The following is a 25,046-nucleotide window of genomic DNA, read 5'->3' on the forward strand; positions in this document are numbered from 1 at the left end:
CTTCGCGGGCCGCGCCAGCCTTGACGGCATGATCACCGCAACCGACCGGCACGAGATCGTCGACGCGCTCTACCGCTTCGGCCTCGGCCAGGACCTCAAGGACCGCGAGCTGTTCGCGTCCTCGTTCGCCGAAGACGCCGTGCTGGACTTCCGGCCCGCGGCCGCCAGGTGGGGCGCGGAGCCGCCGCTGATGACCGGTCGGGACGCGATCGTCGACACGATCCTCGCGCTGTTCGACGGGCGCGTCGACACGACCCACCAGGTCACGAACCCGCGCGTCACCGTCGACGGCGACACGGCGCACCTCACCGCGCTCGTCGAGGCCCAGCACCTGCTCAGCGCCGACCACGCCACGCACGCGCTGCTCAAGAACCGCTACGACACCGACCTGGTCCGCGACGGCGACCGCTGGGTGCTGCGCCGGGTGGTCATCGAGAACGCCTGGTACACCGGTGACCCGGTGGCCATCTTCGGCTGAGCGCTACTCGCCGCGCATCGACCGGCGGATCTCGGCCAGCCGGTCCTTGGCCGCCTGGTCGCGGTCGGCGATCTGCTTGTCGAGGGCTTCCGCCGTGTGCTCGGTGCCGAGCCCGGCGACCTCGGTGGCACCGACCGACGTCGTGTACCGGTTCTCGATCTTGTCGCGCACGAAGTCGAAGCTGGGCACGCCGCCCTCGCTGTAGTCCGGCTCCGGCAGCGGCGGCGAGGGCACCGCGATCGCGGCCGTGGGGGTTTCGTCGACGATCTCGCCGTCCAGGACGTTCGGGTCGCCGTCGGGTGTGGTCATCTGCCCAATCTAGCGCCGGAGTGGGCACTCCCGCCGGTAGCGCAGTGGGTAATTCGGCCGTTGGGCCCGCCCGCGCGGTGCGCGATTCTCGATCCGCACAGCAGGTGTCCGGAAGGAGCAGACCATGGGTGCCGGGGCCTACCGCGCCGAAACCACGGAAATGGGGACGGTCGCCAAGGCGGTCGAGGAAGTCGGGTCGTCCTTCCATTCGGTGACCCGTGACCTGGAGGGCCTGGTGCTCGACGCGTTGTCGTTCGCCGGGATCGGGAGCGGGGTGGCCGCCGCGAACTCGGCGCTGCACTCCTCGCTGGGCAGCGCGCTGCAGAAGTTCCTGAGCCTGATCACGAACGTCAACCAGAACGTCCAGACGGCCGCGAACCGCTACAACGCGGCCGACTCCGACGTCGCGCAGGCCTACGGCGGCGGCCAGGCCCAGGCCGGCGGCGGGGGAGCGGCGGCCGCGGCGGCGCCGCAGCAGCTGGACCCGCGCGTGGTCGACTCGATCATGCGCTCGGAAGGCGCGACGGGCGAGCAGGGCGGCGTGCCCGAGGCGTACGGCTTCCGGCAGAACATGCACAACGGCTACGACCGGATCATCGCGGCGCGCGAGCAGTACGGCATCGGCAGCGCCGAGGAACGCGCGGTCGTCTCGGACCTGATGACGGCGAACGCGCGCACGGCGGGCGCGCTCAACTTCACCGACCCGGGCACCCAGGCCGCGATCATGTCCGGCGCGCACATGCGCGGCGCCGGCGGCGTGCGCGCGATCCTCAACCACATGGCAGGCGACGACATCGTGCGCAGCTCGCGGACGCTGAGCGACGCGACGATCCAGCACGTGCAGGGCCTGACGCCGGAGCAGTTCCAGCAGGAGTTCCGCGACGCCCGCGTCGAATACGACCGCCAGATCTACGGCGACACCACCACCCGCCAGGGCGGGCACACGCAGAACTGGTGGGATCGCTACGGAAACGGCCTGACCCAGCGGTACGACCGCGAGCAGGAGGAATTCCTCCGGCTTTCGCAACCGCGGAACTGATCGGTTCGAAGATCGGGAAACGGGGCACCCTACCTCCTGTAGCCGAACGACAACGGGAGGCACGCGATGAACCGGAGGATGATCGCACTACTGGGCGGGGTCGCCGCGATGGCGGGGACCGTGGCGTTCGCGGGAACGGCCGAAGCGGCGTCGACGCCGTGCAGTGCCGACGCGAAGGCCTGCGTCCAGCGCGGTTCGAATACGGCGTGGTTGACCGACGGCGCCGGGAACGTCACCTACGGCGGCGTCCCGATCACCGTCGGGCTGGCGAAGTACCCGACGCCGCTGGGGAAGTTCCACGTGCAGTACAAGGACATCGACCACTACAGCAAGCAGTACAACGGGCCGATGCCGTACTCGGTGTTCTTCACCACCACTGGGGTCGCTTTCCACCAGGGCAGCCTGAAGGTGAAGTCCCACGGGTGCGTGCACCTTTCGCACGCGGCCGCGGTGACGTTCTACAACACCCTGCAGCCGGGTGACGTCGTCGAGGTCGTGCCCTGATCCGTCCCTTGTGGACGGTTTAGGAGTGCGCCGAGGACGGCCCCGAACACCAGGTGATCGGCCAGCTGCGGCGCGCGGGGAAGCGCCCGCACGGCGGGGTAGGCCCGGGCCGCGACGCCGAGGTCGAGCACGGCGATCGCCAGCCCCGCCACCGCGCCGCGGGTGACGCCGCGGCAGCCGGCCCAGGCGAGCACGCCGGTCCACCCGGCGGCGATGGTCAGGTGCGCGACCAGTCCGGCGGCGACGCCGGGCCGGTCGCGCCGGCCGGGGATGAGGGTGCCCGCGGCGCGCGTGGCGGCGAGGAGGTCACCGCCGGTGAGGAGCGCGTGCGCAGTCGACGGTATACCGCTCACCACGGCCGCGACGGCCCCGGCGCGCACGGCCTGGCGGATCCGGCGGCGTCCCGATGCCGTGAACGACCCTTTCACCTCGTCTGACGACATGAAAGAGTCGTTCACGTCGTTTGCCCGGCCGCCGCGAGGTACGCCGCCAGCCGGATCCGCAGCCCACGGACGTCGGGGAGCGCGATGGTGAACGCGTGCGCCGGCCGGTACCCCGGCCAGGGATCACCGTGCGTGCACGGGCCCAGGAAGTACACGAAGCCGTCTTCGTCGTCGTAGCGGCCGCGTGACCAGCGCTGGACCGCGCCCGGCACCCTGGCCTCCCAGTACGCCGGGTGCTTCATCGCGCGGGCGAGCTGCCGGGCGAAGCGGGGCAGCTCGGCTTCCGGCAGTCCGAGGCCGCGGCCGCCCCAGACCCGAGGGGTGCGTTCCGGCGGGCGCCCCGGGCAGCCGAACGTGACCTCGCCGCCCGCGTAGTGGCGGGTCCAGCGAGCACTTTCCGTTGCCAGTGCGTCGAATTCGTGGCCGCCGGTGATCTCCAGCGTCATGGGAAAACGATAGGCGATCAAGCGCCGGGGAGTACCGCCGCGCGGGTATCGATCACTGGTCCAATAGTGTATACAGTATGCAGTAGCCGCGTCGGACACGGAGGCCGCCATGTACTCAGTCACCGACCCCGCGACGGGTGAGCGGGTCGAGGAGATCCCGAACGCGACCGACGAGGAGGTCCGCGCCGCCATCGGCCGGGTGCACCGCGGGTACGCCGGCTGGCGGGCCCGGCCCGTCGCCGAGCGGGCCGCGGTCGTGCGCCGCGCCGCCGAGCTGTTCGCCGAACGCGCCGACGAGCTCGCCGCGATCATGACCCTGGAGATGGGGAAGCGGATCAACGAAGGCCGCGGCGAGGTCGGCGTCGTCGTCGACATCTTCCGCTACTACGGCGAGCGCGGCCCGCAGCTGCTGGCCGACGAGCCGCTGCCGATCCGCGGCGGCGAGGCCGTCCTGACGAAGGAGCCGATCGGGCCGCTCCTCGGCGTCATGCCGTGGAACTTCCCGTGCTACCAGGTCGCCCGGTTCGTCGCGCCGAACCTGGTGCTGGGCAACACGATCCTGCTCAAGCACGCCTCGATCTGCCCGCGCTCGGCGGTGGCCATCGAGCGCGTGCTGCGCGACGCCGGCGTGCCCGAAGACGCGTACGTGAACGTCTTCGCGTCGAGCCGGCAGGTCCCGTGGATCCTCGCCGACCCGCGCATCCAGGGCGTGTCGCTGACCGGCAGCGAGCAGGCCGGCATCTCGGTCGCGGCCGAAGCCGGGCGGAACCTCAAGAAGAGCGTCCTCGAGCTGGGCGGGTCCGACCCGCTGATCGTGCTGGACACCGACGACCTGGACGAAACGGTCAAGATCACGGCGACGGCCCGGATGCGCAACTGCGGCCAGTCGTGCAACGCGCCGAAGCGGATCATCGTGCTGGGCGAGCTTTACGACGAGTTCGCCGACCGGTTCGCCAAGCGCGTCGCGTCGTACTACGTCCCGGGCGACCCGGCGGACCCGGCGACGACGCTACCGCCGCTGGCCTCCGTGGCCGCCGCGGACGAGGTGGCCGCCCAGGTCGACCGAGCGATCCGCGACGGCGCGACCGTCCGCGCGGGCGGCCACCGCATCCCGGGCCCGGGCGCGTACCTGGAGGCGACGGTGCTCACGGGCGTGACCCCGGAAATGGCGGCGTACCACGAGGAAATCTTCGGCCCGGTCGCCCTCCTCTTCCGCGCCGAGACGGAGGAGGAGGCGATCGCCCTGGCCAACGACACCCCGTTCGGCCTCGGCGCAAGCGTTTTCAGCACGGACCGAACCCGCGCGGCCCGGGTCGCGCGGGGCATCGAGGCGGGGATGGTCTACATCAACAAGTCCGGTGGGTCGGAGGCGGATCTTCCGTTCGGCGGCATCAAGCGGTCGGGGATCGGCCGGGAGTTGGGGCCGTTGGGGATCGAGGAGTTCATGAACAAGAAACCCATCCGCCTCTGACCTGGAGTTTTGTTGCGTTTGGTCCCGCCAGGCCGTCGTCAGGCCGTCATGAAATCTGCGGCGGCCGGCGGGGGTTGAAAACGCGGTTGGTCGCCGCCCGTGCCCGCTTGTGGCACGTCCCCACGTGCGGATTACTCGATGTTCAGTTCTTTCGACGTTTCCTGCCGCCCAGAGGCATCCGTGTGCCCACGCAAGGCCAGCAGGGCCAGTACGACACGATCCTCACCCAGCGCGTCAGCGAGCGCGGCGATCAACTGTAGTGACCCTGGGCGACGCGATCCCGTCTCGATCGCTTGCAAGGTCGACTTTCCGACCTTCGCACGCGCCGCAACGGCCGTGAGGCTCAACGACTCCCGTTCCCGCGCTGCTCGGAGGTACGCACCGATTTCGACGTCCGGCAGCGGCGGAAGCTGTACCTCGCTCAGACGTGCCACAGGAGCAATGGGGGCGGCTGTGGAATCAATTCCCTCCCGTCCGTAGTCCGATTTCCACTCGGGCTGCTTGGTCAAGGCCTCCACTTCGCGCCGCTCTCGGTCGGACCAGTAGAGCGCTTCGTGGTGGTGTCCACGGTCGAGGTCGGCCACTGCCCGGTACATCCGCGCGTTCGCCCGCCGAAACGCCACCCACGCCGACACGGGCGCGTCGCGTCCCGGCATCCGCGCATACGAATCTTCGTGCGCCTCCTGCAACGTCCGAGGCGCACTAGCCTTCACGGTCGCCGTCCCCATCACGACCGCCCGGAACCGCCACGCGAGCCGTCAGCAGCGCCGCCAGGTCGTCCACCCCGTCGCGGAGCCGGAGAAGGAACGCCACGCAGGCGGGCCACTTGCCCAGGTCCTCCGGCACCGCGAGCGAAACCACGGTCTCGCCTGTCACGACGAGCATCGGGGGACTGGCCGGATGCGGGCCGGTCTCCTCCACCGTCACCGAGTCCCATGGCTCCACTGCCCATGTCACGCCGAACCCGTCGACTCGAAGCCTCATCACTGTCTGCCTTACTCGCCCAATCCCGTGCCAGCTCATGCCACGCCCGCGACACGCGCACGGCTGCATTCGATGCGTTGAGCGAGGCGCCCGGCGAGAAGACCCGTGTGCCGTGCTCCCACGCCACCATGTAGTCGCGGTACGCCGATTCCCACGCCTGGACCAGCTCGTTGAACGCCGCAGCATCGCGAACCGGCCGGACGCGTTCATCCCGCTCACGCCGCCTTGGTCGCAGCTTCGCCAGCTGTGGCGGAGCGCGCCGACTTCGAACCGCTCCCGGCCGCCTCGAAGCCAGTCGCGCGGAAGACGTAGGACTCGTACTTGAACTCACCCTTGCCGGCCACCTTCGGCTCGGCCGTCAGCCCCTCCAGCTCGATCGGGCGCATCCCGGGCAACGCTTCCGAGGTTGCCGGGACCAGCTGGACGCAGGCCAGCAACGCGATCTCGAACGAAGCGCGCTTCGCCTTCGTCTCGTCCGGGGCGGTGCCCGTCGCCTTCCAGCGGCGCTTGCCCGTCACCTCATCCACCCGCTGACGCGCCGGGCGACCTGCGGTTCGGTCCTCCCGAGACTGGTACTCGGTGTCGGCCGTAACCTCTCCGATCATGACGAGCCCTTGAGGGCACGCCTGGTCAAACGCAATTTCGACCCCGAAACCCTTGGTGATAGCCATGTTGTTAGCTCCCTGGATATTGCTTCTCAGTCAGTGACTTCCGGCGCCTGGTCGTCGACTCGCGCCGTCGAGTTCAGTGCGGTTCGCACCTCTTCGAGTTCCTTGCTCAGCACCGCAATGGCGTCCGAATCCACGAGCAGAACCACCGGGAACGCCTTGCCGAACCGGATCTCTGCCCGGTTCGCGTAGGCAAGGGCGCGGACCCGGATGGGGAGGTCTGCCGTGACGTGGATTTGGACCGTGTCACGCATGCCGGTCGCGCCTACGCCGCAAGCCGGTCGAGTACCCGTGTTCCCCCACCACGCGACACGCTTCGAGTCGTCATGCCTGCCTTCCTCTCTTCGCCGCCGGGCGGACCCCGGCAATCTGACCTCCAATCTCCGGCAAAAGGCGGGGACATGATCACCACGTGGCGGGACATCTCGGGACGTCCCTGGTACGGTCGAAGACGTCCCTAAAAGTCCCAAGGGGTGCTGATGCCGAACGATCGCCTGCGTGACGCGCTGCTGCGCAACGGCCTGACCTTGGAACAGGTCGCCAGGGCCGTCGGCGTCGACCAGAAGACCGTTGAACGCTGGATCACCAAGGGGCGCCTGCCGTACCCGAAGCACCGGCACAAGATTGCGGCGATGGCGCGCGAGTCGGAGACGTACCTGTGGCCAGACTCGGTGGCACCGGAACGCAAGGCCGAGACGGCGGCCGCCGAAGTCGTTCGGGTGTTCCCGCACCGGAACGCCATTCCGGTCGAGCTTTGGGACCGGCTGATCAAGGAGGCGTCCGAGACCGTTGAGGTCCTGGTGCACGCTGCCCTGTTCCTGGTCGAGCGCCCGCGCTTCATCAAGGACCTGAGGGCCAAGGCTGTGGCCGGCGCGAAGATCCGGTTGGCCTTCGGTGACCCGGAGGGCGACAGCGTCGCGCTACGCGGCGAGGAGGAGCAACTCGGCGACGGGACGCTTCCGGCGCGTATCCGTAACGCGCTAGCGTTCTACCGACCGCTGATCGGCGTGGAAGGCATCGAGATGCGGTTCCACAACACGACGCTCTACAATTCGATCTTCCGATTCGACGACGAGATGATCATCAATACGCACGTGTACGGGTTCCAGGGAGCCCACGCCCCATCTCTCCATCTCCGGCGACTATCCGCCGGGGACCTGTTCGAGACGTACTCAGAGAGCTTCGAGTCAGTTTGGAACCTCGCCAAGCCCGCCACCTTCTAGGATTCAGCATGACCCGAGTCGATTACTACAACGACCCGAACGCTCCCAAGGCGAACAGCATTGCGGTGGCGGTGTCGGCCTTTATCCAGGACGACGACGGTCGGATCTTGATGATCAGGCGAACGGATAACGACTTGTATTCAATCCCTGGTGGCCAACTTGAGCTCGGTGAGACGCTAGCGCAAGCCGCGGTCAGGGAAGTTCAGGAAGAGACTGGTGTAACGTGTACGGTCTTGGCTGTGATCGGACTTTATTCCAATCCGAATCATGTCATTGCGTACGACGATGGCGAGGTTCGGCAGGAGTTTTCTATCTGTTTCCGTGCAAGCCCGACAGGCGGCAGTCTGCGAGGTAGTGAAGAGAGTCGAGAAGTGCAGTGGGTCTCACCTGATAAAATCGATGATTTGAATATTCATGACTCTATTAGACTTCGAATTCGGCATGCTCTAAGTGGTGATCAAGAAGTGTTCTTTACGTAATTTGCGTAAGCTTCAGTCAAGGACTATCGGTCTTGCTGGGAAGATCTCCGGGGTTCGCTCCGCGCGGAAGGCCCTTTTCGGCTTTTACCCTCTTGAAATGTTCTTGCAGGGCGCGAGCGCTCAAGTTTCGATCTACGGGCAGTTGGACCTTATCCCTGTAAAAGTTGGTTTTTCCTATCCTTGTGCGAGTGTCAAGTCGATAGTTGATACGTAGCCACCGATAGCCGTAGAAACTCCAGGCTTCCTCTATGGTGCGCCTGGACTGGCTAATATTGACGAGCATGTCGCCTTTCCAAAGGCTTCCTCCGGAAAATCCATCCTCGTTTGATTGCTTCATAAGATCATAGATATCCAGGCGAATCTCAAGCCATATGCTTAGGTGTGGCGGGTAAGGCTGATTCGGGTCATCGAGATATTCGATGACTGAAGTTGGGATCTTAACACGATCTTCCGCAAGTCTGCAGCAGATATACTTTACGATGTAGCGCTCAAGTAGTTTGCGGCGACTAGTCCAGTTTGCCCCGAAGATGTGGGACAGTTCGAACGACTGATCGGCAACGATCCTGTCTTCGTGTTCGCGAATGTAGGTCATAAACTCGTCGTAGGCTAGATCGAATGGCTGGCTGCGAGCATTGTTGCAGTTGGCGCATAGGTTCTTCTCGAACTTCACATTCTTAGAGTTCGATCCTTGAATTCTTATTTCTGTTCCGTCGACTACCCGCACCACTGCGTCATGGTCACGCCAAGTCCCAGACCCGAACTCACGGTTCAAATCCGAGCGCTTATATCGGTGTTCGCGTGAGTCGGCGACTGCGCCGCACCACCAGCACTTTCCGCCGTAGTCATGTCGAACATCGTCGGGTATGTTGCCTTGCAATGGGCCTCCTGATTGCTTACTAGGGTTAATCGAACTGATCGCTCAACTTGTCAAAGCTGGTTGGAATGCGGATGTTGTGGGTGTGTTCGAGCTTAGGCGCTGCTCGTGCCAGGTTAACGCCGTCTCTGCTGCATCCATCAAGGCAATCCAACGCTTGGCCCAATCGAGGCCGGTTGATGATTCAGCTGTTCGCATCAGAAGTCCTAGAAGACTCCGCTTGTGAGCGTCCTTCACTTGAAACGGAAGAAGGTTGCCCGAAACATCCGTGGAGATATCTACGAACCATGTCGCGTGTTTGCCCCCTGCGTCTATGATCCATTCATCGGGGAACAAGCCTTCCAGGGCGAACCTGTCGCGAACGACCAAATAGTCTTGTCCTGACTGAAAGGGGATACTCTTTTGGCCAAAGAACTGGTTTAGATCTCTTCGCTCTTTGTCGCCGGCGGGATCACCGTCGAAAATGCAGACTGCTGCGCGTTCGTCTCTTATCATGGAAAAAGTTGCGCGGACGAAGCTGCCTAGACCTCGCACTCCGCCGAAATCTAAGATAGACGCGGCCCGTAGTCGCGGCCAGCTTCGTTCCATCTTGTCTGAAGTTGCTGCAAGAAACCAGTCGACAGCCTCTCGGTCCGTTGGTCCTTCTACTAAAATATTAAACTCAGTGAGGTTGAAATAGTCGGAGAACCTGACGCCTAGCGACTTGCGAAGAGCGGCTGTTGCTTCTGCGTACGTGGTGAACCGAACGACGTTTGTGTTTCTTCCGGTCAACTCGGTGCCGACTGTTCGGGATGGGTCCTGGGGTACGAATGAAAGAGAGTGAGTGCTGGTAACGACCAGCGACTTTTCGGATAGGCGTCCAAGGATAGAACGTGAAGTTGTCGTCAGTTCTGGATGAAGGTATGACTCTGGCTCTTCGAGTAGCCATATGGACGACTTGCCAAGCTTAGCTTCCTCGTCTGTAACCCACGAGAAGCTTGCAAGAATCGCCGTCGTCTGAATGCCGAGTCCTTTGCTAAATATTGGGGTTAGATACGGGTCGCTCATGTTGAAGTCGAAGCCGGACAAGAATTCTTTCGATTTGGGGAGGTCGAAAGACGTGGAGATGTTCTTGAGTCCTGCGGCTTGGAGTTCTGCTGTAATGCTGCTGGATACTAGTTGAAGTTCTCTTCGAATCTCCGCGACGTGTGGCTGGATTACTGTTTGCGCAACCCTGCGAAGGAATGGTGTGAGTACTTCCTCGTATATCTCAGTGACGTTCTTTGCTGATGGTACGTAGTGAATCGCGAATTTTCCCAGTAGGTCGGTTACCAGTTGGCGTTGCAGGCGTGATATCTGGACCTTGCCGGAGTTATCACGGGGTTTCCGCAAATTGGGAAAGAACTGATAGACCGGGACGCCGCTTGGGCTGAAGACCAGGTTTAGGGTAAACGATGAACTGCCGCGACTACGTTCATAAAGTCCAAGTAGCTTATCCAGTTGCTGATAAATCGACCAGTCTGGGCTGTCGGGTCCGGAATCGTCCCCTTCGAATGTGGCAACCATGCTAGTTTTTACATTGCCACCGCTGAAAGGTTTATCTATCGCGACGTCATATCGGCCGTCATTATCGTGTCCGATAAAAAATAAGAGTATTGATCTCAGTAAGCTTGTTTTTCCTGTATTGTTTGGGCCGACGATAGTCAGGCTCGATTCGAGTGGCAACACTTGCTCGGCGGCTCCAATGGTTCGGTAATGCCGTACCCGAAGACCAACTAAGCGCATTGCGTACCTCGCTCGCTGTAACTTTGTTTGTATCCAGCCCCGGCGTTGCCGAATTTGGCTCTATGGGATCAAGGCGCGCCGCCAGCGGCGGCGCGCACGTCACCACCCGTGCGGCGGGCCCGCCCGCATGCGACACGGACGGCCTGCCGCTCCGCTTCGGCCGCCGGTCGCCGGGCGACCCGCCGGAGGGCCGGCCGCGCACGCGCGCCGCCGCGAGCTGGTTGATCCACTCGTCCCCATACGCCCAGAGACGTCGGCGAGTCGATCGGTGTTACGCCGTTCGGCGTCACGATCGGGTGACCCGCTCCCTCGTCAGCGATCGTTTAACACCGGCCGACCGCCATCAAGGGCGCCTACGGCGTCGCTACGCGATGGACGCAAGCGCCCACCCTTGACACCGACCCTCCGGCGCTAACAGCTGCAGGGACGAGGAAGACGGGGGAGAGCTGCCACCAGGCCAGACAGGCACAGGGGCAGCGAGAAGCCAGGCCGTCTACAGGCCGTCAGACGTCCAGACAGGCCCGGACGCGACCGGGCCCAACAGACGCAAAAGAGCAGGTCAGAGGCGGTTAGCCCAAGAACGCCCCCATGCCCACTGACCGCCTGGATAGTTCATGAACAAGAAACCAATCCGCCTCTGACCCCTCAGCTCGGCTGGAAGAACTCCAGCAACCGCCGGCTCGCGTCCGGGGACATCAGCAGTTCCTGCATCTCCGCCGACATCCGCGCGGCCGCCCCCGTCCGCTCGTACATCTCCCGCTCGTACTCAGCCACCGCCACCGGAATGTCCCCCGGATGAGCAGCGAGCGCGAGACCCAACACCGCGCCGTCGAGGAGAGCCATGTTCGCCCCCTCGCCCACCGGCGGCATCAGGTGGGCCGCGTCGCCGATCAGGGTCACGTCCGGCCGGGACGGCCAAGTGAAGCCGGGTGGGAGGGTGGGGAGTGCGCGGGGGATGACCGTGTCGTCGCAGGCCTCGATCAGCGCTGTGATGCTCGGGTGCCAGCCGGGGAGGAGGGCGATCAGGCGGGCGCGGGCGGCGGCCGGGTCGTCGAACGGGATCGCGGCCGTGGTGAACCAGTTCTCGTCCGTGTTGTAGAAGTTGATGCCGATGCGGACGCGGCCGTCGCCGTTGCGTTGGGCGGCCAGGGAAATGCCGTTGCCGAACACCCAGTAGTTGCCGCGGCCGACCATGGCCGCCAGGTGTGGGTGGGTGTGGTCGATGTCGGGGATGCCGACCTCGACCATGTTCTGGCCGAGGTGCGCCGGGCGGGTGTCGGTGAGCAGGGCGCGCACCCGCGACTGGGCGCCGTCCGCGCCGACCAGCAGGTCGTACGTCGCCGTGTTGCCGTTCGCGAAGTGGACGACGCCGTCGGCCGCCGACGTGAACGCGTGGTCCCAGCGCACCGTGCCGTCGGGGAGGGAATCGAGCAGCAGGTCGCGCAGGTCGGCGCGGTCGACCTCCGGGCGCAGCATCGGCGCGTCGTCGGGGGTGTCCTCCTGGAGCAGGAGGGTGCCGTCCGGTTCGAGGAGGCGCATGTCCTGGCCTTCGCCGCGGGCGATCTCGAAGAAGCGGTCGAGCAAGCCGGCTTCGCGCAGCGCTCGCTGCCCGGAATGGATGTCCAGCATGCCGCCCTGGCCGCGGGCCTCGCGTGACGGCTCCCGCTCGTACACGACGGCGTCGATCCCGTTGACGTGCAGCACCCGGGCCAGGGCCAAGCCGCCCACGCCCGCCCCCACGATGGCAATCCCCATGACGTCCTCCGATTCACTGTATCGATCGATACACTGTATCGCAGCGGGCGTTGTATTGTCCGCGGCATGGTGGTGTGGGAGCGGCCGGAGCCGCCGGAACGGCCGGTTCCGGCCCCGCTGAGCAGGGAATTGATCGTCCAGGCCGCGGTCCGGCTGGCCGACGCGGACGGCCTGGCGGCGGTGTCGCTGCGCAAGGTCGCCGCGGCGCTGGACGTCGGGCCGATGCGGCTCTACGGCTACATCGCCACCAAGGAGGAGCTGCTCGACCTGATGGCCGACGCGGTCCACGCCGGGATCCGGCCCACCGGGGACGGCTGGCGGGAGGTGCTGCGGTCGCTGGCCGAAATCACCCGGCAGGCCGTCCGGCGGCACGAGTGGTTCGCCGACCTGATCGGCGGGCGGCCGTCACTCGGGCCGAACGCGCTGGCCAAGGGGGAGGCGGTGGTGGCCGCGATGGCGGGCGTCGACGTGGACGACGTCATGCCGGTGGTCTCCGCGGTCGACGCGTACGTGATCGGCGCGGTGCGGCGCGAGACCGCCGAACGCCGGGCCGAGCGCAGCTCCGGGCTGGACAAGGAGCAGTGGCAGCGGTCCCACGGGCCGTACCTGCAGCGGACCTTGGCCACCGGCCGCTACCCGGCGCTGGCCACCGTCATCCGCGACGCCGCCCACCTGGACGCCGACGAGACCTTCCGGCGGGGCCTCGACTTCCTGCTCGACGGCATCGAGGCGCGCCTGTCACGGTGAAGCCGCGCCTCTCCTGAGCGACTTCGCCACCTCGCGGTCGATCTCCGCCTGTTCGCGCCTCGTGCGGTCGGACGCCGCGATCAGGCGGGCCTTCGCCCGGGCCACCTCGTCGCCGGCGCGGTCGAGGACTTCCGCGTCGAGCTCGGTCAGCACCGCCTGCGAATCCTGGTGCGCACCGCCCTCGAAGCGGGCTTCGTAGTACCTGATCCGCTGCTCGCGCTTGTCCGCCCGCGCTTCGCGTTCGTCGGCGACCCGTTCGCGTTCGTCGGCTCGCCGCTCGCGCTCGTCGGCTCGCTGGTCGCGTTCGTCCGCCCGCCGGTCGCGTTCGTCGGCCAGGTTCGCGCGGGCGATTCCGCGGTCTTCCGATTCGCCCATGCTCCCAGGGTACGGCCGCCGGGCGGCTCAGGGGATGATCCCCCGCGAATCCAGGGCGTCGGCCAGCCGCTCGCGCAATTCCTGCGCCGTGGCCTGGACGTCGATCTCCGCCGGAGGCGACAGGACCTTCGACATCACCGTCGACAGGTTCTGGTACGCGGGGGTGAGCGGGCGGACCGCGGCGTCCGTCAGCGCCGCCTGGATGTCGTCCTTCATCGGGTACTGGTCGGCCATCGTCGGGTTTTCCTTGGCATCAGCCGGTTTCGCCGCGTCGAGGGGACTGGTGTCGCGGTAGATCGACGCGATGCTCGGCGGGACGCCGTCGACCAGCGCCTGGTACTTCTGGCTCGCCGCGTTCCGCAGGCACAGCGCCGCCTCGAACGCCTCCGGCTTGTGCCGGGAGTACGTGCTGACCGCGAGGTTGAACCCGCCGATGGTCACCCGGCTCGGCCGGTCCGCGGTCACCGACGGGTAGCGCGTCCACTTGAAGTGCGCCAGCTCCTGCGGCTTTTCCTTGGCGTAGGAGGCGTAGACGAACGGCCAGTTCAGCTCCGTCGCCGCCTGGCCGCGCTGGAACGCCTGGCGGATGTCGTCCTCCTTCTGGTTCGTCAGCGACGGATCGGTGATCCCCGCCGTCGTGAGCAGTTTGAGGAGCTCCAGCGCCCGCACCGCGCCGTCGTCCATCACGACCGACCGGCCGTCGTCGGACAGGATGTGCCCGCCCGCCGACGCGACCAGCGTGTTGTAGAAGACGACCAGGCCCTCGTACTGCGCGCCGGTGAACAGCACCTGGTACGGCTTCCCGGCCGCCTTCAGCTGCTCCGCCTGCGTCATCAGCTCGTCGAACGTCTTCGGCGGCGACGGCGTGATCCGGTCGTCGTACCAGAGCAGCTGGACGTTGGTGTTCTTCGTTGCGCCGTAAAGCTTTCCGTTCCACTTGGCCGTGGCCAGCGGGCCGGGCAGCACGTCCCGGGTGGCCGCCTCCGCGTTCGCGCCGGTCCATTCCTCGGCCCAGCCGGCTTCGGCGAATTCCGGCACCCACGTGACGTCGAGGCCGAGCACGTCCAGCGACGCGTCGCCCGCGGCGAGCCGGCGGACCATCTGCTCGCGCTGGCCGTCCGCGCCGCGCGGCAGTTTGTTGTAGACGATCTTGTACTTGCCGCCGGCCGCCGCGGTGCAGCGGTCGACCACCGTCTGCAGGTGGTCTTCGGGCGAGATGTACAGGTTGATCGTCAGGCCCGCGGCCGAGGAGCACGCGGCGAGCGCGGTGCCGGCCAGCACGGCCGCGCCCGCGAGGGGGAGGAGCTGGCGCATGTCGGCCTCCTTGCCGGACAGCGACGCGCGATTGCAAGCGCTTGCATCGATGATTAGCCTTGATCAAGGCAGGTGTCAATGCCGGCCACACGGTTGGTTGCAAGCGCTTGCGATGGGAGGGGCGGTGCCGGAGAAGCTCGACGACGTCGCCCGGCGCGCCGGGGTCTCGACGGCCACCGCGTCGCGAGCGCTGCGCGGGATCCCGGGCGTCGCCGAACGCACGCGGACCCGCGTGCTCGCGGCCGCCGCGCAGCTGGGCTACACGGTCTCGCCCGCGGCGTCGACACTGGCGACCGGCCGCACCGGGACGGTCGGCGTGCTCGTGCCGTACGTCGACCGCTGGTACTTCTCGCGGCTCATCTCCGGCGTCGAGCGGGTGCTGCGCGAGGCCGGGATCAGCCTGCTGCTCTACAACCTCGGCGACGACGCGGGCCGCGCGCGGTTCTTCGCCGGCCTGCCGCTGCGCCGCCGGGTCGACGCGGTGCTCGTGCTCTCCCTGCCGCTCGCGGCGGCCGAACGCGAGCTGCTGCTGGGGCTCGGCACGCCGCTGGTCACGGTCGGCACCGAGGAGCCCGGCGCGGACTCGGTCGGGATCGACGACCACGCCGCGGCGGTCACCGCGATGCGGCACCTGGTCCAGCTCGGGCACCGCGAGATCGCGTTCATCGGCGAGGACGACCCGGTCCCGCTCGGGTTCACGACGCCGTTGCGCCGGCTCGCGGCCTACCGCGAGGTCTACCACGCGGTGTGCCGGGCGGACGGGCGCGAGCCGGACCCCGCGTTCGAGACCGGCGGCGGCTTCACCGTCGCGGGCGGCGAGCGGGCGATGGGCGCGCTGCTGGGCCTGCCCCGGCGGCCGACCGCGGTGTTCGCCGCGTCCGACGAGATGGCGTTCGGGGCGCTGCGGACGCTGCGCCGGGCCGGGCTGCGGGTGCCGTCGGACGTCTCGGTGCTCGGTTTCGACGACCACGACCTCGCCGACCTGCTCGAGCTGAGCACCGTGGCGCAGCCGGTGGCGGACCTGGGCGAGCGGGCCGGGCGTCTCATCCTGGCGCGATTGTCCGGCGGAAAAATCGCGACATCGCCCGCGATTGTCGGGACGCACCTGGTCCTTCGGGGTAGTACTGCGCCGCCGCCGGGCCGTTGATCAGCGGTTTTTCCGGCACTACTCCGTCCGGTCGATTGCGGCCTACTCGATCATTAGGTCAAATAATCGCCGACAAGGATTAATCGCCGTGAGGAGCTGGCTGTGCACTGGGGGTCCGTGCTCGAAGAAGGCGGAGCGGGGATGGTCCGTCCGTACTTCCGCACCCATGGCCGCACCCGCCCGACCCGGGACCTGCCGGTCGAGACGCTCGTCTCGATCACGCAGCGGGGGCGGGCGGTGGTCCGGGGGAGCACGCAGGAGGAAACCGAGATCTGCGCTCTGCTCCGGACGTCGCAGTCGGTCGCGGAGGTCGCCGCGCGGCGCCGGATCCCGCTGGGGGTGGCGCGGGTCCTGCTGTCGGACCTGGCGGACCGGGGCATCATCGCCGTGCACACCGCCCGCACCAAGGGATCGGGCAACCGGCCGAGCCTCGAGCTGATGGAGCGCATCCTCCACGGTCTGAGCCGCATCTGAAGCGCTTTCACGCCGTGGTGGTCTCGCGGACCAGCCGGGCGAACTCCTCGGGCTGATCGAGCGGCAGCAGCGTGTAGCTGTCGTCGACCAGCACCAGTTTTCCCTTGGGCAGCAACGAGGCCAGCCGTTCGCCGTGCTCCGGCGGCATCACGCGGTCCTCGCGGGCCCACACCACCAGTGCCGGCCGGTCGAACGCCGGCAGCCGCTCGGCCACCTCCCGCAGGATTCCCGGCTCGGCCGCGAACGCCCGCAGGAGCCGAACCGCGTCGCGGCGGATGTCCGCGTCGCCGAGCAACGGCCGGATCCAGCGCGCCGCAACGTCGTCACCCCGTTTGGTCAACCACCCGAACGCGATCGGAAGCCGCCGCACCAAGCGCAGCCGCAGCTGCTGCATGAACAACCCGAAGAGCCCCGGCGACAGCTTTCCGGTCAGGAACAACGTCTTCCCGGTCAGTCCCGGCGGGAAGTTGTCGAACGCGTCGCATGAAGCCAGCACCACGCGGCTGACGCGCGAAACGCCGTCGGCCATGAGGAACTGCACCAGCGCACCGCCGGTGTCGACGCCGACCAGGGTCACCTCGCGCAGGTCGAGGCGCTCGAGGAACTCCGTCAGCAGCCGGGCGATCCCGGCCGGCGACAGGTCGGCGCCAGGCCGCATCGGCTTCCGGTGCGCGCCCAGCGGCAGCGTCGGGACCACGCACCGGTGGCCGGTCAGCGAAGCGACCGGGCCGTCCCACAGCGAGCCGTCCATCAGCAGGCCGTGGACGAACACCACCACCGGGCCCGGCCCGCCCGTGTCGGTGTACTCGACGGTGCCCGCGGTCAGTTCGATCTGCATGCCGGAAGTGAACCACGTGGTTCACAAAGTGTCGAGGGGTGCCGCTTCCTCCCGTTCGACCGCGCGCAGCAGCGCCTCGAACCCGGCGGCAGCGCCGGCGCCGTCCGCGCTGGTCAGCAGGTCGACGAGGAACCCGCGCAGGGTCGCGAGGATCATCGACGCGACCTCGTGCTTGCGCCGCTCCGGCCAGCCTGCCGGGCAGAACGAGATCAGCGTCGGGAGGTACTGCTCGGATGCGCCACGGCCGAGTGCGGCGTACCGGCCCGGGTCGTACATCGCCAGGCCCATCGCCTGGTCGAGCACGCGCCGCAGCTGCGTTTCCTCGTCGCGCAGGCTCACCCAGGCGGCCCGGACGCGGTCGCTCAGCGTCGCCGGTTCGGCGGCGATCGCGGCCAGCGCGTTGCCGATCCGCCGCTCGCGCAACGCGAAGACCGCCTGGCGGAGCAGGTCTTCGGCGCTTTCGAAGTGGTAGAGCAGCACCTTGTGGGTCGTCCCGGCGGCCCGTGCGGCACGGCGCAGCGAGAAGTCCACCAGGCCGTTTTCGGCGACGTCGTCGGTCACTTTCGCCAGCAGCTCGCGCCGCCGGGCCTCGCCGCGGGCCGAGCCTGCCGACCGCCGGTAGCCGGTAGCGTTCTCCATGCGGCACAGCTTGGCACGGGGAGCCACGCTTACCGAAGCCGACGGACTGGCCTGAGTGCACAGCTCGGACGTCCGGACTGTGCACATCGCACGGTGACGTCGCCGGGACCGCTGCTTACGGTGCGGGGAACCGTTTCCCTTCCCGGATAGGAGGTCGGCGTGGCCTCAACAGTCGGTGTCGATGACTATGCCCTCACCAGAGTGCCGGACCACGCCCGGTACTCGTGGTGGTCGGTCGCCGTCCAGCGGTTCGGCCAGGTGTCCGCCCTGTCCCAGTTCCTGCTCGGAGCCACCGTCGGCTTCGGGATGAGCTTCTGGAACGCGGTACTGGCGTTCACGCTCGGCTCGGTCATCCTGGAGCTCATCACCATCCTCGTCGGCGTCATCGGCGTCCGCGAGGGCCTCTCGACGTCCATGATCGCCCGCTGGACCGGCTTCGGCCGCGGTGGCTCGGCGCTCATCGGGCTCGCCATCGGGATCAGCCTCATCGGCTGGTTCGGTATCCAGTCGGCAGTATCCGCGCAGGGGCTCGTCGCGCTCATCGGCGGCCTGCCGGAGTGGGGCTGGGCGCTGCTGTTCGGCCTGCTCGTCACCGCGATCGTCGTCCGCGGCTTCCACTCCATGGCCTGGACGGCGTACCTGACCGTGCCGGCGTTCCTGGTCCTGGTCGGCTGGTCGGTGATCTCCGAGCTGACCCGCCACGACCTCGGCACGCTCGTGTCCTCGGCCCCGCCCGGCCCGGCGCTGAGCCTGCTGCAGGGCACCACGCTGGTCGCGGGCGGCTTCATCGTCGGCGCCGTGATCACCCCGGACATGACCCGCTTCAACCGCACCACCGGCGACGTCGTCAAGCAGACGCTCGTCGGGGTCACCCTCGGCGAGTACGTCATCGGCCTGTCCGGCGTCCTGCTCGCGCACGCCGTCGGCAGCGCCGGCATCACCACCATCGTGACGTCGTCGGTCGGCTGGGTCGGCCTGCTCATCGTCATCGCCGGCACGATGAAGATCAACGACTGGAACCTGTACTCGTCGGGCCTGGGCGTCGTGAACTTCATCGGCACGGTGTCCGGGCGCAAGGCCCACCGCGGCCTGGTGACGGCGATCCTCGGCGTCGCGGGCAGCCTGCTCGCCGCGGCCGGGATCCTGGCCAAGTTCACCGACTTCCTCACCGTGCTCGGCGTCGCGTTCCCGCCGATCGCCGGGATCATGGTCGCCGAGTACTTCGTGGTGAAGAAGTGGCGCGGGGACCTGGAAGCCGCGCGGGCGCGGGGAACCGTGCCCGAGGACGCGCCGGTGTGGGTGCCCGCCACCCTCGTCGTCTGGATCGCCGCCGCGCTGTTCGGGGAATTCGTCGACTGGGGCCTGCCGAGCATCAACTCGCTCGTCGTGGCCTTCGTCCTGTACGTCGTCGCCGGGAAGCTCGGGCTCGTGCGGGGGATCGGCAGCAGCCGGACCGCCGACGCCGAGCCCGCTCCCGCCGTCTAGTCCACAAAGGAGAAAGATTCGTGCGCATCGGCATCGACGTCGGCGGCACCAACACCGACGCTGTCCTGCTCGACGGCCGTCAGGTGCTCGCCTCGGTCAAGACCAGCACGACCGCGGACGTCACCTCGGGCATCGTCGCCGCGATCGACGGCCTGCAACGGCAACGCGCGTTCGACCCGGCGGCGGTGCGGGCGGTGATGATCGGCACCACGCACTTCATCAACGCCCTCGTCGAGGCCCACCGGCTCGCGCCGACCGCGGCCGTGCGGCTGAGCCTGCCGGCCGGGGCGTCGCTGCCGCCGATGGTCGACTGGCCGCAGCGGCTCGTCGACGCGGTGTCGGGGCGCAGCTACCTCGTCCACGGTGGGCACGAGTTCGACGGGCGGCACATCGCGGAGCTCGACGAGAGCGAGCTGCGCAAGGCCGCCGACGACATGGGAGCGGCCGGGGTGCGCAGCGTCGCGATCACCTCGGTCTTCTCCCCGGTCAACGCCGAGTTCGAGGCCCGCGCGGCCGAGATCATCGGCGCGCAGCTGCCGGACGTCGCGATCTCGCTGTCCCACGAGATCGGCCGGATCGGCTTGCTGGAGCGGGAAAACGCGACGGTGATCAACGCGGCGCTGCGCGAGCTGGCCGCGCACATCGTCGACGGGCTGTCCGCGTCGGTCACCGGCGCGGGCATCACCGCGCCGCTCTACCTGAGCCAGAACGACGGCACGCTGATGGACGTCGACTTCGCCCGCCGCTACCCGGTGGCGACGTTCGCGTCCGGGCCGACGAACTCGATGCGCGGCGCGGCCGTGCTGTCCGGTTTGGACACCTGCGCGGTGGTCGACGTCGGCGGCACCACTTCGGACGTCGGCGTGCTGCGGCAAGGGTTTCCCCGCGAGGCGACCACGGACGTCAGCGTGGCCGGGATCCGCACCAACTTCCGGATGCCGGACGTGCTGTCGATCGGCATCGGCGGCGGCAGCCGGGTACGGGGGAATGTCACCGTGGGCCCGGATTCGGTCGGCTACGAGCTGACGTCTAAGGCCCTCGTGTTCGGCGGCGACACTTTGACGGCGACCGACATCGCGGTCGCCGCGGGGCGCGCGGAGATCGGCGACCCGTCGCTGGTGTCGCAGTTGGACAAGGGTCTGGTCCGGGCGGCGCTCGATCGCATCGCCGCGGACGTGTCCGATGTGGTCGAACGGATGCGGACCTCGGCCGAGCCGCTACCGGTGGTGGCGGTCGGCGGTGGCTCGGTGCTGCTGCCGGACGAGCTGGCCGGGTGCGGCGAGGTGCACCGGCCGGAGAACTACGCGGTGGCCAACGCGATCGGCGCGGCCATCGCGCAGATCGGCGGCGAGGTCGACCGCGTCTACGTGATCGAGCCCGGCCGCCGTGAAGCCGTCGTCGACGAGGCGAAGCAGGAGGCCGTCGACCGCGCGGTCGCCGCCGGCGCGTCGCCCGCGTCGGTCGGCATCGTCGACTTCGACGAGGTGCCCATCCCGTACCTGCCCGGCAACGCCACGCGCATCCGCGTCAAGGCCGTCGGCGACCTGCAGCTGGGGGCGTGATGCGCGAGATCACCGAACACGACCTCGACGACATCGCCCGCGGTGCCGCCATCCTCGGCACCGGGGGCGGTGGCGACCCGTACATCGGGCGGCTGCTGGCGTCCTCGGCGGTGCGCTCGCACGGCCCGGTGCCGCTGGTGCCGCTGGCGGACGTGCCGGACGACGCCGTCGTGCTGCCGGTCGCCATGATGGGCGCGCCGACGGTGATGATCGAGAAGCTGCCCTCGGCCGAGCAGGTGGGCCTCGCCGCCCGCACGCTCGCCGGTTACCTCGGCAAGGAGCTGACGCACATCGCGTGCGCCGAAGCCGGCGGCGTCAACTCGCTCATCCCGGTCGTCGCGGCCGCGCAGCTCGGCCTGCCGCTGGTCGACGCCGACGGCATGGGCCGCGCGTTCCCCGAGCTGCAGATGGTACTTCCCACACTGTATGGAATCCGCGCCACTCCGATGTCCATTGCCGACGAAAAGGGCAACCGCGGAGTATTGGATACAGTCGACAACCGCTGGGCGGAGCGTCTGGCCCGGTCGGCGACGATCGACATGGGCTGCTCGGCGATGATCAGCAACTACGCGATGTCCGGCGGGCAGGCGCGGGAGTCGCTGGTGCCGGGCACGCTCAGCCTGTGCGCCGAGCTGGGTGCGCTGGTGCGCGCGGCACGTGAGGCGCATGTGGATCCGGTATCCCGCGTCATCGAGCGGCTGGGCGGCCGGCGGCTGTTCAGCGGCAAGGTCGTCGACGTCGCGCGCCGGACGGTCACCGGGTTCGCCCGCGGGGAAGCGAAACTGTCCGGAATGGACGGCGACAGCGGCGCGGAACTGGTGCTGCGCTTCCAGAACGAGCACCTGGTGGCCGAGCGCGACGGCGTCGTCCAGGCGTCGGTGCCCGACCTGATCTGCACGCTGGAGCGCGAGTCCGGCGAGGCTGTGACGACCGAAGGCCTGCGGTACGGCCAGCGCGTCACGGTGCTCGCCGCGCCCGCCGACCCGCGCTGGCACACGCCGGAGGGCATCGCGCTGGCCGGACCGCGGTACTTCGGCTACGACATCGACCCGATCGGGGTGGCCGGGTGAGCTGGACCCTGACCGAGGACGACCTGCCCGACCTCGCCCGCGGCGCCGCCGTGCTCGGCACCGGCGGGGGCGGCGACCCGTACGTCGGGCGCCTGCTCGTGCGCGAAGCCATCCGGGCGCACGGGCCGATCACAGTCCTCGACCCGGCCGAAGTGGCCGACGACGCCCTGGTGATCCCGACCGCGCAGATGGGCGCGCCGACCGTGGTGCACGAGAAGCTGCCCAACGGCGCCGAGCCCGTGCTGGCCTTGCGAACGCTGGAGAAGCACCTCGGGAAGCGCGCGGACGCGACCATGCCGATCGAGTGCGGGGGCATCAACTCGATGATCCCGCTGATCGTCGGCGCCCGGCTCGGGCTGCCGGTGGTGGACGCCGACGGCATGGGCCGGGCGTTCCCGGAGCTGCAGATGGAGACGTTCGGGGTATACGGTATCCCGGGCTCGCCGATGGCGATCGGTGGCGAACGCGGCGAGACGACCGTGATCGACACCGGCGCGGACAACAAGCGGATGGAGTGGCTGGCCCGCGGGATCACCATCCGGCTCGGCGGGGTCGCGCACATCGCCGAGTACGCGATGAGCGGCGCCGACGTGAAGCGGACCGCCGTGTCGCAAACGCTGTCGCTGGCGCTGACCGTGGGCCGGACGATCCGGGAAGCGCGTGAGCGCAACGAGGACCCGGTCGACCGGCTGGCTTCGGCGTTGCGCTCGACGCCGTACCAGCACCTGCGGGTGCTGTTCCGCGGCAAGGTGTCCGATGTGGAGCGTCGCACCGAGGCCGGCTTCGCGCGCGGCCGGGCGGCGGCGGTGTCCTTCGACGGGGCGAGCAAGCTGGAGATCCTGTTCCAGAACGAGAACCTGCTGGCCACTGTGGACGGTGTGGTGCGGTGCCTGGTGCCGGACCTGATCTGCGTGCTCGAGTCGGCCACGGCCGAGCCGATCACCACCGAAACCCTGCGCTACGGCCAGCGCGTCACCGTCGTCGGCATCTCGACCCCGCCGCTGATGCGGACACCGGAAGCGCTGGCCACCTTCGGCCCGGCCGCGTTCGGGCTGCCGCACGCGTTCGCGCCCGTGGAGGAGATCGGATGAGCCTGGCCGGGAAGCAAGTCGTGATCATCGGCGGTGGCTCAGGCATCGGGCGGGAGGTGGCCCGGCGGGCCGCCGCGGCCGGGGCTTCGGTCCACCTCGGCGGGCGGACGCCGGAGAAGCTGGCGGCGGCGGCCGGGGAGATCGGCGGGACCTGGCAGGTCGTCGACACCACCGACCAGGACTCCCTGGCAGCGTTCTTCGGCGCCCTCGACCGCGTCGACCACCTCTTCACGCCCGGCGCGTCCTACACGGTCGGGCCGCTGCGGGAGCTGAGCGACTCCGACGCGGCCAGCCCGTTCGTGACGAAGTTCTGGGGCCAGTACCACGCCGTCAAGCACGTGGTCCCGAAGCTGGCGCCCGACGCGTCGATCGTGCTGGTGTCCGGCGCGGCGAGCGTTCGTCCGCCGGGCGCCGCGCCCGCGTACGTCGCTTGCAACGCCGCTGTCGAGGGGCTCGGCCGGGGGCTCGCGGTCGAGCTGGCACCGATCCGGGTGAACGTCGTAGCGCCGGGGACCATCGACGGCGACCTGTGGGCCGCGCGGCCCGCCGCCGTGCGGGAGGCGAGCTTCGGCCAGTACTCGCGGGACACGCTGCTGCACCGCGTCGGCAAGGAGTCCGAAGTGGCCGACGCGGTGCTGTACCTGTTCGGCAGCACGTACACCACGGGGTCGACGCTCTACCCCGACGGCGGGTACGCGCTGCGCTGAGCTCGTCTACTGTGGTCAGTCATGCGCATCACGGCCGGTGACGTGGCCGCCCTCGAACGCGGGGTGGCCCTGCTCGGGTCCGGCGGTGGCGGGGACACCGTCACCGCCGCCGTGCTGCTGCGCCGGCTGCTCTCCGACGGCGGCGCGCTCGAAGTTTCCCCGGTGGCGGAGCTGGCCCCGGCGGCCCGGGTGGTGCCGGTCGGCGTCGTCGGCGCCACGGCGGCGTTCACCGAGAAGCTGCCCGGCGGGGACGAGTTCGCGGCCGCGGTGGCCGCCGTCGAACGGTGGACCGGTGCGCGCGCCGACGCGCTGATGTCCATCGAGATCGGCGGCCTCAACGGGCTGCCGCTGGTCGTGGCGGATCAACTGGGTCTGGGGTACGTCGACGCCGACCTTTCGGGCCGCGGATTGCCCCGGCTCGACCAGTTCTCCGTCGCGGCGACGGGCCGCGGGATCGCGCCGGCCGCGCTGGCCGAACCCGGCGGTCAGGTGGTGGTGCTGGCGGCCGGGTCCGACGCCGTCATCGAGCGGGGGACCCGCGCGTTCCTGGCCGGTTCCGGCGGCTGGGCGGCGTTCGCCCTCGCGCCCATCCCGGCCGGGGAACTGGCCGGGTGCGCGGTGCCGGGCACGACGAGCGGTGCGCTGGCCCTCGGCCGCCGCGTGCTGGCGGCGGGGGAGAGCCCGGCGCGCGCGGCGCTCGAGGCGGCGCTGGACGGCTCGGTGCTGGGCCGCGGCCGGGTCCTCGAAGTCGCCCGGCACGTCGGGCCGGGCCAGCACGGCAGCCCGGGCTTCGGCCGCGGCAGCGTCACGCTCGCCGACCACCGCGACGGCGCCCTGCTGCGACTGGAAATGGAGAACGAATACCTGCTGGCTTTGCGCGACGGCGCGCCGGTGGCGTCCACCCCGGACGTGCTGTCGGTGCTCGACCACTGCACCGGCGTCCCGGTGCCGTGCGACGCGATCCGCGCGGGCGTGGAGGTCGACGTGGTCCGCCTGGCGGCGGCGCCGTTCTGGACCGACCCGCGCTGGCTGCCGGTGGTCCGCCCCCGCGCGTACGGCATCGACTCCGACCCGGTGGGACTCCCGTGACCGCGCGGCCCCCAGCGCCCCAATGTGGCGTTGGTTGCGTCCAGCGCACCCAATGTGGCGTTCGGTGCGTC

At 68.6% G+C, this 25,046-nt stretch carries 29 protein-coding genes; 15 read left to right on the plus strand and 14 right to left on the minus strand.

All coding sequences use genetic code 11. The features are described from left to right. The first annotated feature begins 28 nt into the window (after nucleotides 1-28). Nucleotides 29-478 (plus strand): nuclear transport factor 2 family protein, encoded by a 450-nt coding sequence (locus EIY87_RS32555; RefSeq protein ID WP_125313747.1) that lies wholly within the window; start codon nucleotides 29-31, stop codon nucleotides 476-478. A 3-nt stretch (nucleotides 479-481) separates the two neighbouring features. On the opposite strand, the gene EIY87_RS32560 is transcribed toward EIY87_RS32555, so the two are convergent. Beyond that, a complete protein-coding gene (locus tag EIY87_RS32560) occupies nucleotides 482-787 on the minus strand; it encodes a hypothetical protein (protein ID WP_125313748.1) in 306 nt (101 codons plus the stop codon). A gap of 124 nt (nucleotides 788-911) precedes the next feature. Here EIY87_RS32560 and EIY87_RS32565 point away from each other — a divergent pair, with 124 nt between their 5' ends. Both EIY87_RS32565 and EIY87_RS32570 read left to right on the plus strand, forming a co-directional pair. After that, nucleotides 912-1,826, plus strand: a complete 915-nt coding sequence (locus EIY87_RS32565; protein WP_125313749.1) for a hypothetical protein — start codon at nucleotides 912-914, stop codon at nucleotides 1,824-1,826. 66 nt (nucleotides 1,827-1,892) lie between these two features. Further along, nucleotides 1,893-2,330 carry a L,D-transpeptidase gene (locus EIY87_RS32570; protein ID WP_125313750.1) on the plus strand — a complete coding sequence of 146 codons (438 nt, stop codon included), beginning with the start codon at nucleotides 1,893-1,895 and terminating at the stop codon, nucleotides 2,328-2,330. On the opposite strand, the gene EIY87_RS32575 is transcribed toward EIY87_RS32570, so the two are convergent. Then, complete coding sequence (locus EIY87_RS32575; protein WP_225440168.1) at nucleotides 2,285-2,773, minus strand: hypothetical protein; 489 nt, start codon at nucleotides 2,771-2,773, stop codon at nucleotides 2,285-2,287. The two genes, EIY87_RS32570 and EIY87_RS32575, sit on opposite strands and share 46 nt — an antisense overlap. A gap of 11 nt (nucleotides 2,774-2,784) precedes the next feature. Next, on the minus strand, nucleotides 2,785-3,219 hold the full coding sequence (locus EIY87_RS32580) for a hypothetical protein (RefSeq protein ID WP_125313751.1): 435 nt from the start codon (nucleotides 3,217-3,219) through the stop codon (nucleotides 2,785-2,787). 109 nt (nucleotides 3,220-3,328) lie between these two features. On the opposite strand from EIY87_RS32580, the gene EIY87_RS32585 reads away from it, so the two are divergent. Then, nucleotides 3,329-4,690, plus strand: coding sequence for an NAD-dependent succinate-semialdehyde dehydrogenase (locus tag EIY87_RS32585; RefSeq protein WP_125313752.1), 1,362 nt, complete (start codon nucleotides 3,329-3,331; stop codon nucleotides 4,688-4,690). 131 nt (nucleotides 4,691-4,821) lie between these two features. On the opposite strand, the gene EIY87_RS49160 is transcribed toward EIY87_RS32585, so the two are convergent. From EIY87_RS49160 to EIY87_RS32605, 4 genes are all read right to left on the minus strand, one after another. Beyond that, entirely contained in the window at nucleotides 4,822-5,418 is a 597-nt protein-coding gene (locus EIY87_RS49160) for a helix-turn-helix domain-containing protein (protein WP_125313753.1), read from the minus strand. Then, nucleotides 5,393-5,617: a hypothetical protein gene (locus tag EIY87_RS32595; RefSeq protein WP_225440169.1), complete on the minus strand. Its 225-nt coding sequence runs from the start codon at nucleotides 5,615-5,617 to the stop codon at nucleotides 5,393-5,395. The genes EIY87_RS49160 and EIY87_RS32595 overlap by 26 nt, the downstream gene beginning before the upstream one ends. Nucleotides 5,618-5,889: 272 nt before the next feature. Then, the gene (locus tag EIY87_RS32600) at nucleotides 5,890-6,345 is read right to left on the minus strand and encodes a hypothetical protein (protein ID WP_125313755.1); all 456 of its coding nucleotides are present in this window, start codon (nucleotides 6,343-6,345) and stop codon (nucleotides 5,890-5,892) included. Nucleotides 6,346-6,371: 26 nt separating this feature from the next. After that, nucleotides 6,372-6,596: a hypothetical protein gene (locus tag EIY87_RS32605; protein WP_125313756.1), complete on the minus strand. Its 225-nt coding sequence runs from the start codon at nucleotides 6,594-6,596 to the stop codon at nucleotides 6,372-6,374. A gap of 225 nt (nucleotides 6,597-6,821) precedes the next feature. Here EIY87_RS32605 and EIY87_RS32610 point away from each other — a divergent pair, with 225 nt between their 5' ends. Next, on the plus strand, nucleotides 6,822-7,565 hold the full coding sequence (locus EIY87_RS32610) for a helix-turn-helix domain-containing protein (RefSeq protein WP_125313757.1): 744 nt from the start codon (nucleotides 6,822-6,824) through the stop codon (nucleotides 7,563-7,565). An 8-nt stretch (nucleotides 7,566-7,573) separates the two neighbouring features. After that, on the plus strand, nucleotides 7,574-8,044 hold the full coding sequence (locus EIY87_RS32615; RefSeq protein WP_125313758.1) for an NUDIX hydrolase: 471 nt from the start codon (nucleotides 7,574-7,576) through the stop codon (nucleotides 8,042-8,044). Nucleotides 8,045-8,060: 16 nt separating this feature from the next. Here the strand turns inward: EIY87_RS32615 and EIY87_RS32620 are convergent, their stop codons facing one another. The 3 genes from EIY87_RS32620 to EIY87_RS32630 all read right to left on the minus strand — a co-directional run bounded on the left by EIY87_RS32620 (nucleotide 8,061) and on the right by EIY87_RS32630 (nucleotide 12,437). Continuing rightward, on the minus strand, nucleotides 8,061-8,714 hold the full coding sequence (locus tag EIY87_RS32620; RefSeq protein ID WP_125313759.1) for a hypothetical protein: 654 nt from the start codon (nucleotides 8,712-8,714) through the stop codon (nucleotides 8,061-8,063). Between the two features lie 249 nt (nucleotides 8,715-8,963). Beyond that, nucleotides 8,964-10,625 carry an ATP-dependent nuclease gene (locus EIY87_RS32625; RefSeq protein ID WP_158641397.1) on the minus strand — a complete coding sequence of 554 codons (1,662 nt, stop codon included), beginning with the start codon at nucleotides 10,623-10,625 and terminating at the stop codon, nucleotides 8,964-8,966. A 702-nt stretch (nucleotides 10,626-11,327) separates the two neighbouring features. Next, nucleotides 11,328-12,437, minus strand: a complete 1,110-nt coding sequence (locus EIY87_RS32630) for an FAD-dependent oxidoreductase (protein ID WP_125313761.1) — start codon at nucleotides 12,435-12,437, stop codon at nucleotides 11,328-11,330. A 66-nt stretch (nucleotides 12,438-12,503) separates the two neighbouring features. On the opposite strand from EIY87_RS32630, the gene EIY87_RS32635 reads away from it, so the two are divergent. Then, nucleotides 12,504-13,184 (plus strand): TetR/AcrR family transcriptional regulator, encoded by a 681-nt coding sequence (locus tag EIY87_RS32635; protein ID WP_125313762.1) that lies wholly within the window; start codon nucleotides 12,504-12,506, stop codon nucleotides 13,182-13,184. Here EIY87_RS32635 and EIY87_RS32640 read toward each other — a convergent pair. Next, nucleotides 13,176-13,559, minus strand: coding sequence for a hypothetical protein (locus EIY87_RS32640; RefSeq protein ID WP_125313763.1), 384 nt, complete (start codon nucleotides 13,557-13,559; stop codon nucleotides 13,176-13,178). The genes EIY87_RS32635 and EIY87_RS32640 overlap by 9 nt on opposite strands. A gap of 27 nt (nucleotides 13,560-13,586) precedes the next feature. Further along, a complete protein-coding gene (locus EIY87_RS32645) occupies nucleotides 13,587-14,873 on the minus strand; it encodes an ABC transporter substrate-binding protein (protein WP_125313764.1) in 1,287 nt (428 codons plus the stop codon). 124 nt (nucleotides 14,874-14,997) lie between these two features. Between EIY87_RS32645 and EIY87_RS32650 the strand changes: the two genes are divergently transcribed. Together EIY87_RS32650 and EIY87_RS32655 are read left to right on the plus strand one after the other, a co-directional pair. After that, nucleotides 14,998-16,020 (plus strand): LacI family DNA-binding transcriptional regulator, encoded by a 1,023-nt coding sequence (locus EIY87_RS32650; RefSeq protein ID WP_225440170.1) that lies wholly within the window; start codon nucleotides 14,998-15,000, stop codon nucleotides 16,018-16,020. A 102-nt stretch (nucleotides 16,021-16,122) separates the two neighbouring features. Beyond that, nucleotides 16,123-16,494 carry a DUF742 domain-containing protein gene (locus tag EIY87_RS32655; protein ID WP_125313766.1) on the plus strand — a complete coding sequence of 124 codons (372 nt, stop codon included), beginning with the start codon at nucleotides 16,123-16,125 and terminating at the stop codon, nucleotides 16,492-16,494. Nucleotides 16,495-16,501: 7 nt separating this feature from the next. Here EIY87_RS32655 and EIY87_RS32660 read toward each other — a convergent pair whose 3' ends face one another. Both EIY87_RS32660 and EIY87_RS32665 read right to left on the minus strand, forming a co-directional pair. Further along, nucleotides 16,502-17,332, minus strand: a complete 831-nt coding sequence (locus EIY87_RS32660; protein WP_125313767.1) for an alpha/beta fold hydrolase — start codon at nucleotides 17,330-17,332, stop codon at nucleotides 16,502-16,504. A gap of 21 nt (nucleotides 17,333-17,353) precedes the next feature. Beyond that, entirely contained in the window at nucleotides 17,354-17,971 is a 618-nt protein-coding gene (locus EIY87_RS32665; RefSeq protein ID WP_125313768.1) for a TetR/AcrR family transcriptional regulator, read from the minus strand. A 159-nt stretch (nucleotides 17,972-18,130) separates the two neighbouring features. Between EIY87_RS32665 and EIY87_RS32670 the strand changes: the two genes are divergently transcribed. The 6 genes from EIY87_RS32670 to EIY87_RS32695 are packed head-to-tail and all read left to right on the plus strand — an operon-like array spanning nucleotide 18,131 to nucleotide 24,975. Next, nucleotides 18,131-19,456 (plus strand): purine-cytosine permease family protein, encoded by a 1,326-nt coding sequence (locus EIY87_RS32670; protein WP_125313769.1) that lies wholly within the window; start codon nucleotides 18,131-18,133, stop codon nucleotides 19,454-19,456. A gap of 20 nt (nucleotides 19,457-19,476) precedes the next feature. Further along, nucleotides 19,477-21,018 (plus strand): hydantoinase/oxoprolinase N-terminal domain-containing protein, encoded by a 1,542-nt coding sequence (locus EIY87_RS32675; protein WP_125313770.1) that lies wholly within the window; start codon nucleotides 19,477-19,479, stop codon nucleotides 21,016-21,018. Next, complete coding sequence (locus EIY87_RS32680; protein WP_125313771.1) at nucleotides 21,018-22,088, plus strand: DUF917 domain-containing protein; 1,071 nt, start codon at nucleotides 21,018-21,020, stop codon at nucleotides 22,086-22,088. Before EIY87_RS32675 ends, EIY87_RS32680 begins: the two co-directional genes overlap by 1 nt. Continuing rightward, nucleotides 22,085-23,179 (plus strand): DUF917 domain-containing protein, encoded by a 1,095-nt coding sequence (locus EIY87_RS32685; RefSeq protein WP_125313772.1) that lies wholly within the window; start codon nucleotides 22,085-22,087, stop codon nucleotides 23,177-23,179. Before EIY87_RS32680 ends, EIY87_RS32685 begins: the two co-directional genes overlap by 4 nt. Further along, on the plus strand, nucleotides 23,176-23,886 hold the full coding sequence (locus EIY87_RS32690; protein WP_125313773.1) for an SDR family oxidoreductase: 711 nt from the start codon (nucleotides 23,176-23,178) through the stop codon (nucleotides 23,884-23,886). The genes EIY87_RS32685 and EIY87_RS32690 overlap by 4 nt, the downstream gene beginning before the upstream one ends. Nucleotides 23,887-23,907: 21 nt before the next feature. Continuing rightward, entirely contained in the window at nucleotides 23,908-24,975 is a 1,068-nt protein-coding gene (locus tag EIY87_RS32695; protein ID WP_125313774.1) for a DUF917 domain-containing protein, read from the plus strand. The last annotated feature ends 71 nt before the right edge of the window (nucleotides 24,976-25,046 follow it).

This window comes from Amycolatopsis eburnea, assembly GCF_003937945.1.
Lineage (GTDB): Bacteria > Actinomycetota > Actinomycetes > Mycobacteriales > Pseudonocardiaceae > Amycolatopsis > Amycolatopsis eburnea.

What these genes read in the sequence shown, in the direction of transcription:
- EIY87_RS32585 (WP_125313752.1), top strand. Translation starts at nt 3,329, where the DNA reads ATGTACTCAGTCACCGACCCCGCGACGGGTGAGCGGGTCGAGGAGATC.
- EIY87_RS32660 (WP_125313767.1), bottom strand. Translation starts at nt 17,332, where the DNA reads ATGCAGATCGAACTGACCGCGGGCACCGTCGAGTACACCGACACGGGC.
- EIY87_RS32570 (WP_125313750.1), top strand. Translation starts at nt 1,893, where the DNA reads ATGAACCGGAGGATGATCGCACTACTGGGCGGGGTCGCCGCGATGGCG.
- EIY87_RS32665 (WP_125313768.1), bottom strand. Translation starts at nt 17,971, where the DNA reads ATGGAGAACGCTACCGGCTACCGGCGGTCGGCAGGCTCGGCCCGCGGC.
- EIY87_RS32560 (WP_125313748.1), bottom strand. Translation starts at nt 787, where the DNA reads ATGACCACACCCGACGGCGACCCGAACGTCCTGGACGGCGAGATCGTC.
- EIY87_RS32695 (WP_125313774.1), top strand. Translation starts at nt 23,908, where the DNA reads ATGCGCATCACGGCCGGTGACGTGGCCGCCCTCGAACGCGGGGTGGCC.
- EIY87_RS32640 (WP_125313763.1), bottom strand. Translation starts at nt 13,559, where the DNA reads ATGGGCGAATCGGAAGACCGCGGAATCGCCCGCGCGAACCTGGCCGAC.
- EIY87_RS32635 (WP_125313762.1), top strand. Translation starts at nt 12,504, where the DNA reads ATGGTGGTGTGGGAGCGGCCGGAGCCGCCGGAACGGCCGGTTCCGGCC.
- EIY87_RS32615 (WP_125313758.1), top strand. Translation starts at nt 7,574, where the DNA reads ATGACCCGAGTCGATTACTACAACGACCCGAACGCTCCCAAGGCGAAC.
- EIY87_RS32630 (WP_125313761.1), bottom strand. Translation starts at nt 12,437, where the DNA reads ATGGGGATTGCCATCGTGGGGGCGGGCGTGGGCGGCTTGGCCCTGGCC.
- EIY87_RS32555 (WP_125313747.1), top strand. Translation starts at nt 29, where the DNA reads ATGATCACCGCAACCGACCGGCACGAGATCGTCGACGCGCTCTACCGC.
- EIY87_RS49160 (WP_125313753.1), bottom strand. Translation starts at nt 5,418, where the DNA reads ATGGGGACGGCGACCGTGAAGGCTAGTGCGCCTCGGACGTTGCAGGAG.
- EIY87_RS32690 (WP_125313773.1), top strand. Translation starts at nt 23,176, where the DNA reads ATGAGCCTGGCCGGGAAGCAAGTCGTGATCATCGGCGGTGGCTCAGGC.
- EIY87_RS32680 (WP_125313771.1), top strand. Translation starts at nt 21,018, where the DNA reads ATGCGCGAGATCACCGAACACGACCTCGACGACATCGCCCGCGGTGCC.
- EIY87_RS32600 (WP_125313755.1), bottom strand. Translation starts at nt 6,345, where the DNA reads ATGGCTATCACCAAGGGTTTCGGGGTCGAAATTGCGTTTGACCAGGCG.
- EIY87_RS32575 (WP_225440168.1), bottom strand. Translation starts at nt 2,773, where the DNA reads ATGTCGTCAGACGAGGTGAAAGGGTCGTTCACGGCATCGGGACGCCGC.
- EIY87_RS32565 (WP_125313749.1), top strand. Translation starts at nt 912, where the DNA reads ATGGGTGCCGGGGCCTACCGCGCCGAAACCACGGAAATGGGGACGGTC.
- EIY87_RS32645 (WP_125313764.1), bottom strand. Translation starts at nt 14,873, where the DNA reads ATGCGCCAGCTCCTCCCCCTCGCGGGCGCGGCCGTGCTGGCCGGCACC.
- EIY87_RS32610 (WP_125313757.1), top strand. Translation starts at nt 6,822, where the DNA reads ATGCCGAACGATCGCCTGCGTGACGCGCTGCTGCGCAACGGCCTGACC.
- EIY87_RS32605 (WP_125313756.1), bottom strand. Translation starts at nt 6,596, where the DNA reads ATGCGTGACACGGTCCAAATCCACGTCACGGCAGACCTCCCCATCCGG.
- EIY87_RS32580 (WP_125313751.1), bottom strand. Translation starts at nt 3,219, where the DNA reads ATGACGCTGGAGATCACCGGCGGCCACGAATTCGACGCACTGGCAACG.